This window comes from Stenotrophomonas sp. NPDC047960 (assembly GCF_043204395.1).
GTDB lineage: Bacteria > Pseudomonadota > Gammaproteobacteria > Xanthomonadales > Xanthomonadaceae > Stenotrophomonas.
The window spans coordinates 146,258-158,011 of sequence record NZ_JBIDBX010000006.1; the positions used below are offsets into that span (position 1 = coordinate 146,258).

At 65.3% G+C, this 11,754-nt stretch carries 12 protein-coding genes; 9 read left to right on the forward strand and 3 right to left on the reverse strand.

Features of this window, described 5'->3' with window-relative positions; all coding sequences use genetic code 11:
- Positions 1 to 4: 4 nt before the first annotated feature.
- The 5 genes from ACGFZ3_RS14265 (at position 5) to ACGFZ3_RS14285 (ending at position 3,845) form a co-directional block, all read left to right on the forward strand.
- A complete protein-coding gene (locus ACGFZ3_RS14265) occupies positions 5 to 754 on the forward strand; it encodes a ferredoxin--NADP reductase (protein ID WP_392922378.1) in 750 nt (249 codons plus the stop codon).
- Between the two features lie 82 nt (positions 755 to 836).
- Complete coding sequence (locus ACGFZ3_RS14270) at positions 837 to 2,030, forward strand: AAA family ATPase (RefSeq protein ID WP_392922381.1); 1,194 nt, start codon at positions 837 to 839, stop codon at positions 2,028 to 2,030.
- A 187-nt stretch (positions 2,031 to 2,217) separates the two neighbouring features.
- Complete coding sequence (locus ACGFZ3_RS14275; protein ID WP_392922384.1) at positions 2,218 to 2,622, forward strand: hypothetical protein; 405 nt, start codon at positions 2,218 to 2,220, stop codon at positions 2,620 to 2,622.
- 642 nt (positions 2,623 to 3,264) lie between these two features.
- The gene (locus tag ACGFZ3_RS14280; protein ID WP_392922387.1) at positions 3,265 to 3,618 is read left to right on the forward strand and encodes a SymE family type I addiction module toxin; all 354 of its coding nucleotides are present in this window, start codon (positions 3,265 to 3,267) and stop codon (positions 3,616 to 3,618) included.
- A complete protein-coding gene (locus ACGFZ3_RS14285) occupies positions 3,615 to 3,845 on the forward strand; it encodes a hypothetical protein (RefSeq protein ID WP_392922389.1) in 231 nt (76 codons plus the stop codon). Before ACGFZ3_RS14280 ends, ACGFZ3_RS14285 begins: the two co-directional genes overlap by 4 nt.
- A gap of 19 nt (positions 3,846 to 3,864) precedes the next feature.
- Here ACGFZ3_RS14285 and ACGFZ3_RS14290 read toward each other — a convergent pair whose 3' ends face one another.
- The gene (locus ACGFZ3_RS14290) at positions 3,865 to 5,313 is read right to left on the reverse strand and encodes a serine hydrolase domain-containing protein (RefSeq protein ID WP_392922392.1); all 1,449 of its coding nucleotides are present in this window, start codon (positions 5,311 to 5,313) and stop codon (positions 3,865 to 3,867) included.
- 130 nt (positions 5,314 to 5,443) lie between these two features.
- Between ACGFZ3_RS14290 and ACGFZ3_RS14295 the strand changes: the two genes are divergently transcribed.
- From ACGFZ3_RS14295 to ACGFZ3_RS14305, 3 genes are read left to right on the forward strand one after another with little or no spacing between them, the layout of a single operon-like run.
- Positions 5,444 to 6,955, forward strand: a complete 1,512-nt coding sequence (locus ACGFZ3_RS14295) for an alpha/beta hydrolase (protein ID WP_392922394.1) — start codon at positions 5,444 to 5,446, stop codon at positions 6,953 to 6,955.
- The gene (locus ACGFZ3_RS14300) at positions 6,952 to 7,698 is read left to right on the forward strand and encodes an ATP-binding cassette domain-containing protein (RefSeq protein WP_392922397.1); all 747 of its coding nucleotides are present in this window, start codon (positions 6,952 to 6,954) and stop codon (positions 7,696 to 7,698) included. Before ACGFZ3_RS14295 ends, ACGFZ3_RS14300 begins: the two co-directional genes overlap by 4 nt.
- Entirely contained in the window at positions 7,695 to 8,879 is a 1,185-nt protein-coding gene (locus ACGFZ3_RS14305) for an ABC transporter permease (protein WP_392922400.1), read from the forward strand. Before ACGFZ3_RS14300 ends, ACGFZ3_RS14305 begins: the two co-directional genes overlap by 4 nt.
- Positions 8,880 to 9,042: 163 nt before the next feature.
- Here the strand turns inward: ACGFZ3_RS14305 and ACGFZ3_RS14310 are convergent, their stop codons facing one another.
- Both ACGFZ3_RS14310 and ACGFZ3_RS14315 read right to left on the reverse strand, forming a co-directional pair.
- The gene (locus tag ACGFZ3_RS14310) at positions 9,043 to 10,059 is read right to left on the reverse strand and encodes an energy transducer TonB (protein ID WP_392922403.1); all 1,017 of its coding nucleotides are present in this window, start codon (positions 10,057 to 10,059) and stop codon (positions 9,043 to 9,045) included.
- A gap of 157 nt (positions 10,060 to 10,216) precedes the next feature.
- The gene (locus ACGFZ3_RS14315; protein ID WP_392922405.1) at positions 10,217 to 10,852 is read right to left on the reverse strand and encodes a TIGR00645 family protein; all 636 of its coding nucleotides are present in this window, start codon (positions 10,850 to 10,852) and stop codon (positions 10,217 to 10,219) included.
- Between the two features lie 107 nt (positions 10,853 to 10,959).
- Here ACGFZ3_RS14315 and ACGFZ3_RS14320 point away from each other — a divergent pair, with 107 nt between their 5' ends.
- Positions 10,960 to 11,649, forward strand: a complete 690-nt coding sequence (locus tag ACGFZ3_RS14320; protein WP_392922407.1) for a glutathione S-transferase N-terminal domain-containing protein — start codon at positions 10,960 to 10,962, stop codon at positions 11,647 to 11,649.
- The last annotated feature ends 105 nt before the right edge of the window (positions 11,650 to 11,754 follow it).

Consider the following 11,754-nt stretch of genomic DNA (forward strand, 5'->3'; position numbering starts at 1 on the left):
ATTCGTGCCTGTTCAATTCCCCCTCAAGCTGATCGACCGGCGCATGCTGGCCCCCACCGTCGGCCACTACCAGTTCCTGCGTGATGACGGCCAACCGCTGGATTTCCAGCCCGGGCAGTTCATCCAGGTCCATTTCGAGTACGCCGACGGCACCGCCACCAAGCGCAGCTATTCCCTGGCCACGATCCACGACCACGCCCTGGGACCGGGCGAAGCCGTTGATATTGCAGTCAGCTTTGTGCCCGGCGGCGCCGCCACGGCCCTGTTCGAGGGCCTGGACCTGGGCGGCCACGTGACCGCCAGCGGCCCGTTCGGCCGGTTCTGCCTGATGCCGGGCGACCACAACGCCCGCTACCTGCTCATCGCCACCGGCACCGGGGTCACCCCGTACCGCTCCATGCTGCCGCTGCTGGCCACCGCCATGGCCGAACGCGGGGTGGAAGTGGTGCTGCTCCAAGGCGCCCGCAGCCCCGAAGAGCTGCTCTACAGCGAGGACTTCTACGCCTTCGCCGCGGCCCACCCGGGCTTCCGCTACGTGCCGTGCCTGTCCCGCGAGCTGCCCGAGAACCCGCACCCGGACGTCCGCCACGGCTACGTGCAGCAGCACCTGGCCGAATTCGCCCCGAACCCGGCCACCGACATCGCCTACCTGTGCGGCAACCCGGACATGGTGGATGCGACCTTCGAGGCATTGAAGGAAGCGGGCCTGCCGACGCCGCAGGTGCGGCGGGAGAAGTACGTCAGCAGCAAGTGACGGAAGCCGTACTTCCAACAAATTGGCTGTTCTGGCGGTCGCAAATGCGGCACTCTTCTCCAACGCAACCGGGTGGCGATCCATGCTGAAGTCATTGAAATTCGAGGGGTTGGGCCCGTCCGACGCATTCGGGCCGGTCGAATTCGCATCGCGCCTGAATTTCATTACCGGTGACAACGGCCTCGGGAAAAGCTTCCTGCTGGACATCGCATGGTGGACCCTGACGCGGACGTGGGCCCGGAACTCCCAGGCCGCCCCTCGGCGAGGCGCCGAGCGCAGCAGCATCGACTACGCGTATACCAAGGCGACGCCGGGCGCTTACTCGGAAACGAGCATCTTCAACCGTGAAGGCCAGTTCTGGCCGGTCAAGCCCGGTCGCCCGCCCATTCCGGGTGTGGTGATCTATGCGGGCGTGGACGGGAGCTTTTCGGTTTGGGACCCGGCGCGCAACTACTGGACCGCAAAGGAAGACGCGGCCAACCGGGAGCGCCTGCGCGCATTCGATTTCTCGCCTGACCAAGTCTGGAACGGGCTCGTCGCCAGCGGTACGCGATACTGCAATGGCCTCATTCACGACTGGGTGCTGTGGCAGAAGGGTCGGGACCCGGCCTTTGGCGATCTGGTCAAGGTCCTCGACGCTCTGTCCCCGGCACCTGACGAACGTCTGGAGCCAGGCGATCCGGTCCGTATCGGGCTGGATGTCACGGACTATCCGTCATTGCGCATGCCTTACGGTCAGGACGTGCCGCTCATCCATGCGTCGGCTGGCATGCGCCGCATCACGGCCTTGGCGTACCTCATGGTCTGGACGTGGCGCGAGCATCTGCTGGCCAGTGAACAGATCGGGAAGGCACCGGCGAAAGAGATCGTGTTTCTGGTCGATGAGATCGAATGCCATCTTCATCCACAGTGGCAGCGCCGCATCGTGCCGGCCTTGCTGAATGTCATGCAGGCGCTCACCGGCAAGCAGATTCCGGTGCAGTTGATTGTAGCTACGCATTCGCCACTGATCCTGGCGTCCGCCGAGCCCGCCTTCGACGTTGACCAGGATGCTGTTTTCACCATCGCACTGCGAGACGGCCAAGCCGTCGTCGAGCAGGAGGTGTGGGCCAAGCAGGGTGACGTGGTGAATTGGCTGGTGTCCCATCCAGTGGGCGCCAATGGCCTGGACTCCAAGGAGAGCATCCATAAAGCATTGACCGACGCGTTGCCAGGGGGAGATCACTTCTGGCCGCGATGGATAGTCTGGACCGAGAGCCGCGATCGCGTCGGCTGAGTGTGGGGGGAGATCCGTGATTCCTGTTCCAAACCCGATTCCCGAACCGAACGATTTTGACAGCAGGTGCCGCATACGCGGTAAGGCTTGGCTTGGCGCCAACCCGATCAAGCGGCCGAAGGACTATTGGTCTACATTCCGACACGCACTGGCGTCAGGCTTCACGGACCGGTGCGGATACTGTGCGATGTGGATATCCAGTGGCACGGTGGACCACTTTGTCAGTTGCAATGAAGATCGCCAGCAGGCATACGAGTGGTCGAACTACCGTTACGTTGAAGGCTGGTTCAACAGCAGCAAGAGCAAGCGCCTGTCTTCCCTGTTGCTGGACCCCTTCGAAATCCAGGACGGATGGTTCGAGCTCGACCTTCCCTCGCTCCAGCTGCGCCTCACTGACAAGGTGCCACACGCGGCACTGGCCAGAGCGCAGTACACGTTGATCAACCTGCCGCTGCGGGATGACGAGCGCGTCCTCAGGCAACGCAGGGCATGGCTGGAGGCGTACGAGCAGGGCGCTCCGCTGCACATCATTGAGGAAAAGGCCCCGCTGATTGCTGCGGCCATCCGGCGCCAGAACTGGCCCCAGAGGTAGTCGGGTTACACCCAATCTCTGGCAGCGCAGACCCACTGCCAGCACCTCCATCAGTGCATGGACCTCGAGTTCGGGGGCATTTCCATAGACCGTGTGAATGCATCGACCAGTACACGTTGAATGCGGACGTCAGCCTTGCTGCGTAAGCCTTTGACCAGCGTGCTGGGAGGTTCATCACCTTCACGGCCGCGTCAATGACGTCAAAAAGTGCTTTGGATTATGGGTGTTTATCGGTGAAATCATAATTATGATTTCTCTCATAAAGAGTCATAAGTCTGTTCAACGGCTCGATCTCTTTCCTGGAGGATGAACGATGAATAATTACTGCTGATTTCTGCTTGTTCATTGGCTGCGACTGTTGATCATGGCGCTTTCAGTGCCATAAGCGTCATAGAGAAGGTTCTGCCTACCGAAGTCCGGAAATCAAGAGGCACAAACAATTTCCCATCGCTGGCAGCGGCGCGCATGGTGTGTTCCGGAGCGTAGAAACTCCAAAACCTGGAAAATGTCAGCGTTGTGTCGGGAGGGTGGCTAATACAACACCCTCTGGGGAATACGCCCGCCGATTTCCAGGTTTCACGGTTTCTAACCTCCCGACTCCCTCGCCATCCCGGCGAGGGATCTTCCTGCGGGAGGCACACCATGAAAAGGCAGCGACCCAACGACAGCTACAACGACTACCCTTACCAATCCGCGATTGCCCGGCGCGCACGCGAACGCCGTATGCAATCCGCGCCGTGCACGCCACCCGCGCACTTCCACGAAGAGCTGAAAGTTCCCTACCTCAAGATCCGCGGCCAGTGGCTGCGCCAGATGGGCTTCAACGTGGGCCGCAAGCTGCAGATCGAAGCCTGCGCGGGCGTCATCACCATCAAGCTGCTGGGCACGCCAGCAGTGGAAGACCCACGGGTGCCCAGGTTCGTGGAGCGCACGATCTTCCACGGAGAGGTCAACTCTGACCTGGGGCAGTTCCTTCCGGAGGACGTCATCCCATGAAGAAGCAGGTCTACTTACGGGTGAAGGTGGACCCCGGTCTGCGCCGCGCCTTCCAACTCTCCGCGTGGCGCAGCGAACGATCGCCTGCCTACGTGCTCCGGTCATTGATCCAGAACTGCGTGTCCTTGGATCGGAACCTCAATGGCCTTGATATCGAGGTCTGGGGCGATTCCTTCCCGCTGGAAAATGAAGCGGCGAACGCGCCGAATCGCCCGCGCCAGCGGTGAAGCGACGGCAACGGCACTTCTATTCAGATCGCGTTGCCATGTAAGTGTTCGCACCACGCACCAATGCAAACCCGGTTACGGGCCCGTCTCCGGAACGTTGCACGTTCAGCAGCATATTCTGGTCGGTCATGAAAAAGGCCGTGCTGGACTGTGCATGCAGTTCAAGTCGCTGCGCGCCGAACAGCGCACTCTGCAGATACAGCCGTTCGCCCTCGGCGATGAGCAATGCCGGCTTCCCCAGTAACTGGTAGGTGCCGGCGATCTGCTGGTTGTTCCTTGCATCGCCAGCAACAGCCACCTTCTCAATGACCTTGAACTCCGGCCAGCCGTATTCGGCTGAGAGGCTGGCCAGGATCTCGCTGATCAGCGCGGCGCCGTTGTCGCTGTTGGTCATGATCACCGCGCCCTGGCCGCTGTGCGTGTAGCCATACAGCTGCGCGCGGAAGCCGGTGGTGCCACCGCTGTGGGCAAAGCTGGTGCGGTCGCCCAGGTCTTCCACATACAGCCCCAGCCCGTACTCGCCCAGCCCGCGTGTGAGCATCGTCTGTGCGGTGTCGTGCGACAGCACCTTGCCCGATGCGCCATCCGCAGCGCGCTGCACTTCAAGCACCACCTGCGCCAGGTCGGTGGGGGTGGTCCACAGGCCCGCCGCAGCCGACTCGGGGTAGCGATGCCAGCCGCCAGCCACCGGCGTGCCGTCCGACGCATGCCCTGTCGCAACCCTGGTGCGCTGTGCCGGGGTAAGCGTCACATCGAAGGTGCTGTGCTTCATCCCCAATGGCCCGAGCACGGCCTGCTGCATGTAGCGGTCGAAGGGCTGGCCGGCGGTTTCGGCCATCAGCAGCTGCACCACGCTGTAGCCGCCGCCCGAATAGCGCCAGAGGCTGCCGGGCTGCACATCTACCCGTACCGGCGCGGAGTTGGCCGGCGGGACGCCATCCAGCACCTGCAACAGGGAGGGCAGCGGCCGGTCCTGCGGGTAGCCGTCGTACCCATGCACCGTCAGGCCGGCGCTGTGGTTGAGCAGCATGCGCAGGGTGACCGGCGTGGCACGGGTGAAGTCGTTGTCCGGAATCTTCCATGCCGCGAGCTGGTCGTTGGCGGGGGCATCCAGCGAGAGCTTGCCCTGCTGGACCAGCTGCAACGCGCCTATGGCGCTGACCGACTTGCTGATGGAAGCGGCCTGGAACAGGGTCTCCGGGGTGATGGCCGTACCGTAGGCGCGAGCCCATTGGACCTTGCCGTGGTCGATGAGCGCGATGCTGACCGCCGGCACCTTATGAAAGGCCATGCGCTCGCGCAGATCCATTTTCTGGCCGGCGACGCCCTTGATCACCACTGGCGCGGAGAGACCAGTCTCGACACGGGCGATACGGACCTCTTCTGCGGCGGGCTTGGCGTGGCCCACAAGCGCGGGCAGGGCACACAGCACGGCGGCCGCGCGCAACAACATCAACCTGGGTGTCATCGGCAGCTCAATGCGATCCATGGCATGAGCCCCGAACAGTAGCAAAGTGCCACGCGCAGGTCTTCGGTCACATCCAGCCCGCCCACTCGTCATGGCATGCTGAGACCCTTCAATCCAGGATGCGATCGAAATGCGACTTTCCTGCCGTCCCCTGGCCACCAGTGCGGCGTTGCTGCTGCTGGCGGCCTGCCAGGCCACTCCGGAGGCACCCCCGGAAGCGGCTGAGCGCCAGTACGGAACACTGACGTTCAAGCCCTGCACGCTCACCAGCGCCCAGGCCAGCAACAACGTGGAAGCCGAGTGCGCCACGCTGCAGGTGCCCGAGAACCCCGATGCGCCCGAGGGGCGCAAGATCGGGCTCAACATCGCACTGTTGGATACCGCCAACGAAGGCGAGGGCAAGCAGGACCCGGTGTTCTTCCTGGCCGGCGGGCCGGGCCAATCGGCCACGCAGGTGGCGGCCATCATCAACCAGTCGCTGCGCGACGTGCGCAAGAAGCGCGACATCATCCTGGTGGACCAGCGCGGCACCGGCAAATCCAACCCGCTCAGCTGCGTGGATGCCGAGGGCAAGGAGCTTTCGTTCGACGAGAACGCCGCGGCCACGCCCGAGGTGATCGCCGAGTTCGCCACCCGCTGCGCCGCCGCACTGGCCGACCGTGCCGACACCCGCTTCTACACCACCACCCAGGCCATTGGTGACCTGGACGCGGTGCGTGCCGCGCTGGGCGTGGACAGGATCAACCTGGTCGGCGGTTCCTACGGTACCCGCGTGGCCCAGCAGTACGCCGCGCGCTTCCCGCAGCACACCCGTGCGGTGGTGATCGACGGGGTGGCGCCGAATGACCTGGCGGTGGGCGGCGATTTCGCCAACACCTTCGAATCGGCGATCGAACTGCAGTCCGCCCAGTGCCGTAAGGACGCGGCCTGCGCCAAGCGCTTCCCGGTCGATACCCGCACCCAGTTGCGCAACGTGATGACCACGCTGGCCAAGGCCCCGGTGGAGGTGGAATACCGTGACCCGGGCACCGCCGCGGTACGCCGCGACCCGGTCAGTGCCAACACCGTGACCAGCCTGGCCTTCATGTTCTCGTACATGCCGGAACTGTCCTCGCTGCTGCCGGTGGTGCTGGACGAAGCCGCGCAGGGCCGTTACGCGCCGCTGATGTCGCTCAACAGCCTCGCCACCCGCAACATGGCCGGGCAGATGAACCAGGGCATGCAGTGGTCGGTGATCTGCGCCGAAGACGCCGACCGCTACCAGGAAGCCCCGGCTGGCGACCGCCTGCTCGGCCCGGAAGTGGCGCGCATGTTCTTCGCCGCCTGCCCGGTGTGGAACGTGGGCACGCGCCCGAAGGACTTCACCGCGCCGTTGAGCACTGATGTGCCGGTGCTGCTGCTGTCGGGCGAGTTCGATCCGGTCACTCCGCCGCGTTACGCAGAACAGGTGCTCAAGCACCTGCCCAACGGCCGCCACATCGTGGCCAACGGCCAGGGCCATGGCACGCTCGGCGCCGGCTGCATGCCGCGCCTGCTGGCGCAGTTCATGGACAAGGCCGACGCCAAGGCACTCGACGCCTCCTGCCTGGATACCCTCACCGCGGTGCCGGCCTTCACCTCGTTCAACGGATGGGAACCATGATCGTCGCCGAGAACCTGCATAAAGCCTTCAAGACCAAGACCGGGCTGATCAAGGCGGTGGACAACGTCGGCTTCCAGGCCGAGGACGGCCGCATCACGGGCCTGCTTGGGCCCAACGGCGCCGGCAAGACCACCACCATGCGCATGCTCTACACCCTGATGACGCCGGACCAGGGCCGCGTGCTGGTGGATGGCCTGGACGTGGCCACCCACCCGGTGGAGGTCCGTCGCCGCCTGGGCGTGCTGCCCGACGCACGTGGGGTGTACAAGCGGCTGACCGCGCGCGAGAACATCGCCTACTTCGGCGAGCTGCACGGCATGAGCGCGGCGCACATCCGCGAGCGCACCAAGGTGCTCTCCAAGGCGCTGGACATGGAAGACATCCTGGACCGCCAGACCGACGGCTTCTCCCAGGGGCAGCGCACCAAGACCGCCATTGCGCGCGCGCTGGTGCACGACCCACGCAACGTGATCCTGGACGAGCCCACCAACGGCCTGGACGTGATGACCACCCGTGCGCTGCGCGGGTTCCTGCGTGAGCTGCGCGACGAAGGGCGCTGCGTGATCTTCTCCAGCCACATCATGCAGGAGGTGGCCGCGCTGTGCGACACGATCGTGATCATCGCCAAGGGCACGGTGATGGCCGCCGGCACTGCCGATGAACTGCGCGCGCTGACCGGCGAAGCGAACCTGGAAGATGCCTTCGTAAAGGCAATCGGCAATGAAGAAGGACTGCACGCATGAGCGCGTTTGCCACGTTGTTGACCGTCATGCGCAAGGAACTGCGCGACCTCTCGCGGGACCGCCGGACGCTGGCGCTCACCCTGCTGCTCGGGCCACTGCTGTACCCGGTGCTGATCCTGGGCATGGGCAAGCTGGCCGAAACCCGGTTCAAGACCCAGATCGACACCCCGCTGGACATTCCCACCATCGGCCGTGAGCACGCCCCCAACCTGGTGCGCTTCCTGGCCTCGCAGGGACTCAACGCGGTGGACCCGCCGAAGGACCTGACCGCAGAGATCCGTGACCAGAAGATCGACATCGCGCTGCGTATCAGCCCCGAGTTCGGCAAGGACTGGGCCGAGGGCCGGCCGGCACTGGTAGAGATCGTGCAGGACAGCACCCGCCGCGATGCGGACATTCCCACCGCGCGCCTGAAGGCGGCGCTCAACGGCTACAGCCAGCAGGTGGGCGCGCTGCGCTTGCTGGCGCGCGGTATTGATGCGCAGGTGGCACGCCCGCTGGACGTGGCCACCCAGGACCTGGCCACGGCCGAGGCCAAGCGCGGTGTGATGCTGTCGCTGCTGTTGCCGATCCTGCTCACCATCACCTCCTTCCTGGGCGGTGCCTACCTGGTGATGGACACCACCGCGGGTGAGCGCGAGCGGCAATCGCTGGAGCCGTTGCTGGCCACCCCGGCCAAGCGCAGCGCGATCGTCAGCGGCAAGATCGCCGCGGCCTGCGTGGTGGGGGTGGTGTCGCTGCTGCTTACGTTGACGGCTTTCAAGCTCAGCGCGCAGCTGTCCACCGGCGCGGCGGCGCGGCAGCTCAACATGGGGCTGCTGTCGATGCTGCAGATGCTGTTCGTGATGATGCCGATCCTGTTCATCGGTACGTCGCTGCTCACCTTCCTCTCGGCGGCGGCCAAGAGCATGAAGGAGGCGCAGAGCCACATGACCTGGCTGATGCTGCTGCCGATGCTGCCCGGCTATGCATTGATGGTGTACCCGGTGAAGAACGAGCTGTGGCAGCTGGCGGTGCCGTTCCTGGCGCAGAACCAGATGCTGCTGAAGATCATCCGCCACGAAGCGATCAGCGCGCAGATGTGGGCGGTATACCTGGTGGCAGGGTTCGGCCTGGCCGCACTGCTGTGGTTCGCGGCTGTACGCCGTTACCACCAGGAGCGCCTCGCGATCTCCGGTTGATTTCCGGGCTGCTGCGTACCGACCAACGGTCGGTACCTACCGCCACGGCAGCCGGCCGGTACCGACCGTCCCGGCAGCCGGTAGGTATCGACCGTTGGTCGATACGGCGCCCACAAAAAACCCCGGATCGCTCCGGGGCTTTTTTTTGCCCACCAACCGTGGATCAACCGCCCGGCGCGAACGACAGCGTGCGGCGGGTGGTGACCGGGGCGCTGACCGGTTCGAATTTCCAGCGCTTGACCGCGTTGAGCGCTTCGCGGTCGAACACGCGGGCCGGGGTGGCGCGCAGCACCCGCGAGCTGGTGACCGAACCGTCCGTACCCACGGTGATTTCCACCAGTACCTCGCCCGAGGTACCGGCGCGCAGCGCGTCGGTCGGGTAGCGCGGGGCCGGGGTGCTGATCGGGCGCAGGGCGGCGGCAGCGGCCGGTGCGGCCGCAGGCTGCCGGGCAGCGGCGGCCTGGGCGGCCGCTGCAGCCTGCTGGCGCTGTTCGGCTTCGCGGCGGGCCGCAGCCTGGCGCTCGGTGTCCTGGCGCTCGCTTTCGCGGCGGGCCGCATCCTGCTGCGCGGCGATCTGCTTGGCCGCTTCGGCTTCGGAGGCCTGCTGCTGGCGTTGCTGGTCGGCCAGCAGCTTGACCTTGTTCTCAGCGTCCTTCTTGACCTTGTCGGTCTCTTCCTGGGTGCGCTTGAGCGCGGTCTGCATGCCGTTGGTGATGCCCGACTTCAGGCGCGGCAGCGCCGGTGCGGTGGCGTCCACCTTTTCGATCAGCGCCACCAGGCGCTGGCCTTCGGTGAAGTCCTCGCGGGTCAGGCTCTGCTCGGCGGCAATCAGCGTGTACGGCAGCAGGTCGGTCAGCGCGCTCTTGATCGAGGCGTCATCCGGGGTCTTCTCGCGCAGCGCCAGGTAGTACTCCATGGCGTTGTCGCCGGCCGGGGCGTACATGCGGTTTTCGCGCAGGGCCTTGCTGGCCAGGTCGCGCAGCTCTTCGGTCCCCATCGACTGGACCTTGGCCGAAACCGCCGGTGCCGGCGGCGCGGCGGCGGGCGCGGCGGCCGTGGCCGCCGGTGCGGTCGGCGTGGCCGGAGCCGTTTCGTCCTTGCCCGAGCAGGCGGCCAGGGCCACCACCAGGGTCAGCGGCACCAGCAGGCGCGCCTTGGCGTTCGTGTTGACGTGCGACATCCAACTCCCCTTTGAAGAACGACGATACGTAAGGCCTGATGCGGTCAGGCCGACCGAAGCCCCGGTACGTTTCCCAGCGTCCGGCGCGGTGCAGCAGGTGCCCAATCTAGCATCCCCGCGCCCTGCTTTGCAGGGCCGGGGCAGGCAGGGCAGGCGCTTAGTGCGCCAGCGACTTGCTCGGGGTGTGGGCCATCAGCTTGTCGGTGTAGGCAATGCCGATCGCCGACAGGATGAATGCGGCGTGGATGATGGTCTGCCACATCACGCCGCTGCCGGTCATGGTGGAGCACTTGAACGAGGCTTCGACGGCCGGGCCGTACTTGGCCACGGCATCCAGCACCGCGGTGACGTAAGCGGGGCTGTTGCACGCCGGCAGCCCGTCCAGGTTGCCGGCACCGATGAAGGTCTTGAGCAGGTGGATGGAGGAAATGCCGATGATGGACAGCGCCAGCTTCACCTTCAGCACGCTGGCGTTGACGTGGCTCAGCCACTCCGGCTGGTCGGGGTGGTTTTCCAGGCGCAGGCGCGAAACGAAGGTCTCGTAGCCACCCACGATCACCATCACCAGCAGGTTGGAGATCATCACCACGTCGATCAGGCCCAGCACCAGCAGCATGATTTCCTGCTCGCCCATGCTGTTGGCCTTGTGGACCAGGTGCCACAGCTCCTTGCCGAACAGGAACACGTAGACGCACTGCGCCAGGATCAGGCCCAGGTACAGCGGCAGCTGCAGCCAGCGCGAGGCGAAGATCAGGGACGACAGGGGGCTGATGGGCTTTTCGGTCGAGCTCATGCTGGAATGCTGCGTTGCGGGGGACGCCGCAGAGTAGCGGGCCTTCATGACCCTGCCAAGCCAACTGACGCACTAGACTCGGCATTCCTGAACCGCTGGGCCCCGTCATGATCGATCTGTATTACTGGCCAACCCCGAACGGCCACAAAGTCACCCTGCTGCTGGAAGAGCTGGGCCTGCCGTACGCCATCAAGCCGGTGAACATCGGCAGCGGTGACCAGTTCAAGCCCGAATTCCTCGCGATCTCCCCCAACAACAAGATGCCGGCGCTGGTGGACCACCAGCCCACCGACGGGGGCGCGCCGCAGAGCGTGTTCGAATCCGGGGCGATCCTGCTGTACCTGGCCGAGAAGACCGGGAAGTTCCTGCCGGCCGATACCCGCGGCCGGGTGGCGGTGCTGGAATGGCTGTTCTGGCAGATGGCCGGGCTGGGCCCGATGAGCGGCCAGATGGGCCATTTCAATGTATATGCACCCGAGCAGATTCCGTATGCCATCGAGCGTTACGGCAACGAAGTGCGCCGCCTGCATGGGGTGATGGACAAGCGCCTGGCCAGCAGCGCGTACCTGGGCGGCGACGACTACAGCATCGCCGACATGGCCAGCTACCCGTGGATCGGCGCGTACGACAAGCTGCCGGTCGACTTCGCCGCGTTCCCGAACCTGAAGCGCTGGCACGACGCCATTGCCGCGCGCCCGGCGACCCAGCGGGCCTATGCGCTCAAGCATCAGGTCAACCCGGATGCCGGCAAGCCGCTGAGCGACGAAGAGCGCAAGCACCTGTTCGGCCAGCGGTGATCGCCGGGGCGGGCACCTCCCCGGGCACCCGCCTCCCGGTTTTGGTTAGGATGGTCCGCTCCCAACCGCCCCGCCGGAACGGGAACGCCCAGCCGCCGCCGGAAG

What these genes read in the sequence shown, in the direction of transcription:
- ACGFZ3_RS14270 (WP_392922381.1), top strand. Translation starts at nt 837, where the DNA reads ATGCTGAAGTCATTGAAATTCGAGGGGTTGGGCCCGTCCGACGCATTC.
- ACGFZ3_RS14275 (WP_392922384.1), top strand. Translation starts at nt 2,218, where the DNA reads ATGTGGATATCCAGTGGCACGGTGGACCACTTTGTCAGTTGCAATGAA.
- ACGFZ3_RS14280 (WP_392922387.1), top strand. Translation starts at nt 3,265, where the DNA reads ATGAAAAGGCAGCGACCCAACGACAGCTACAACGACTACCCTTACCAA.
- ACGFZ3_RS14285 (WP_392922389.1), top strand. Translation starts at nt 3,615, where the DNA reads ATGAAGAAGCAGGTCTACTTACGGGTGAAGGTGGACCCCGGTCTGCGC.
- ACGFZ3_RS14290 (WP_392922392.1), bottom strand. Translation starts at nt 5,313, where the DNA reads ATGACACCCAGGTTGATGTTGTTGCGCGCGGCCGCCGTGCTGTGTGCC.
- ACGFZ3_RS14295 (WP_392922394.1), top strand. Translation starts at nt 5,444, where the DNA reads ATGCGACTTTCCTGCCGTCCCCTGGCCACCAGTGCGGCGTTGCTGCTG.
- ACGFZ3_RS14300 (WP_392922397.1), top strand. Translation starts at nt 6,952, where the DNA reads ATGATCGTCGCCGAGAACCTGCATAAAGCCTTCAAGACCAAGACCGGG.
- ACGFZ3_RS14305 (WP_392922400.1), top strand. Translation starts at nt 7,695, where the DNA reads ATGAGCGCGTTTGCCACGTTGTTGACCGTCATGCGCAAGGAACTGCGC.
- ACGFZ3_RS14310 (WP_392922403.1), bottom strand. Translation starts at nt 10,059, where the DNA reads ATGTCGCACGTCAACACGAACGCCAAGGCGCGCCTGCTGGTGCCGCTG.
- ACGFZ3_RS14315 (WP_392922405.1), bottom strand. Translation starts at nt 10,852, where the DNA reads ATGAGCTCGACCGAAAAGCCCATCAGCCCCCTGTCGTCCCTGATCTTC.
- ACGFZ3_RS14320 (WP_392922407.1), top strand. Translation starts at nt 10,960, where the DNA reads ATGATCGATCTGTATTACTGGCCAACCCCGAACGGCCACAAAGTCACC.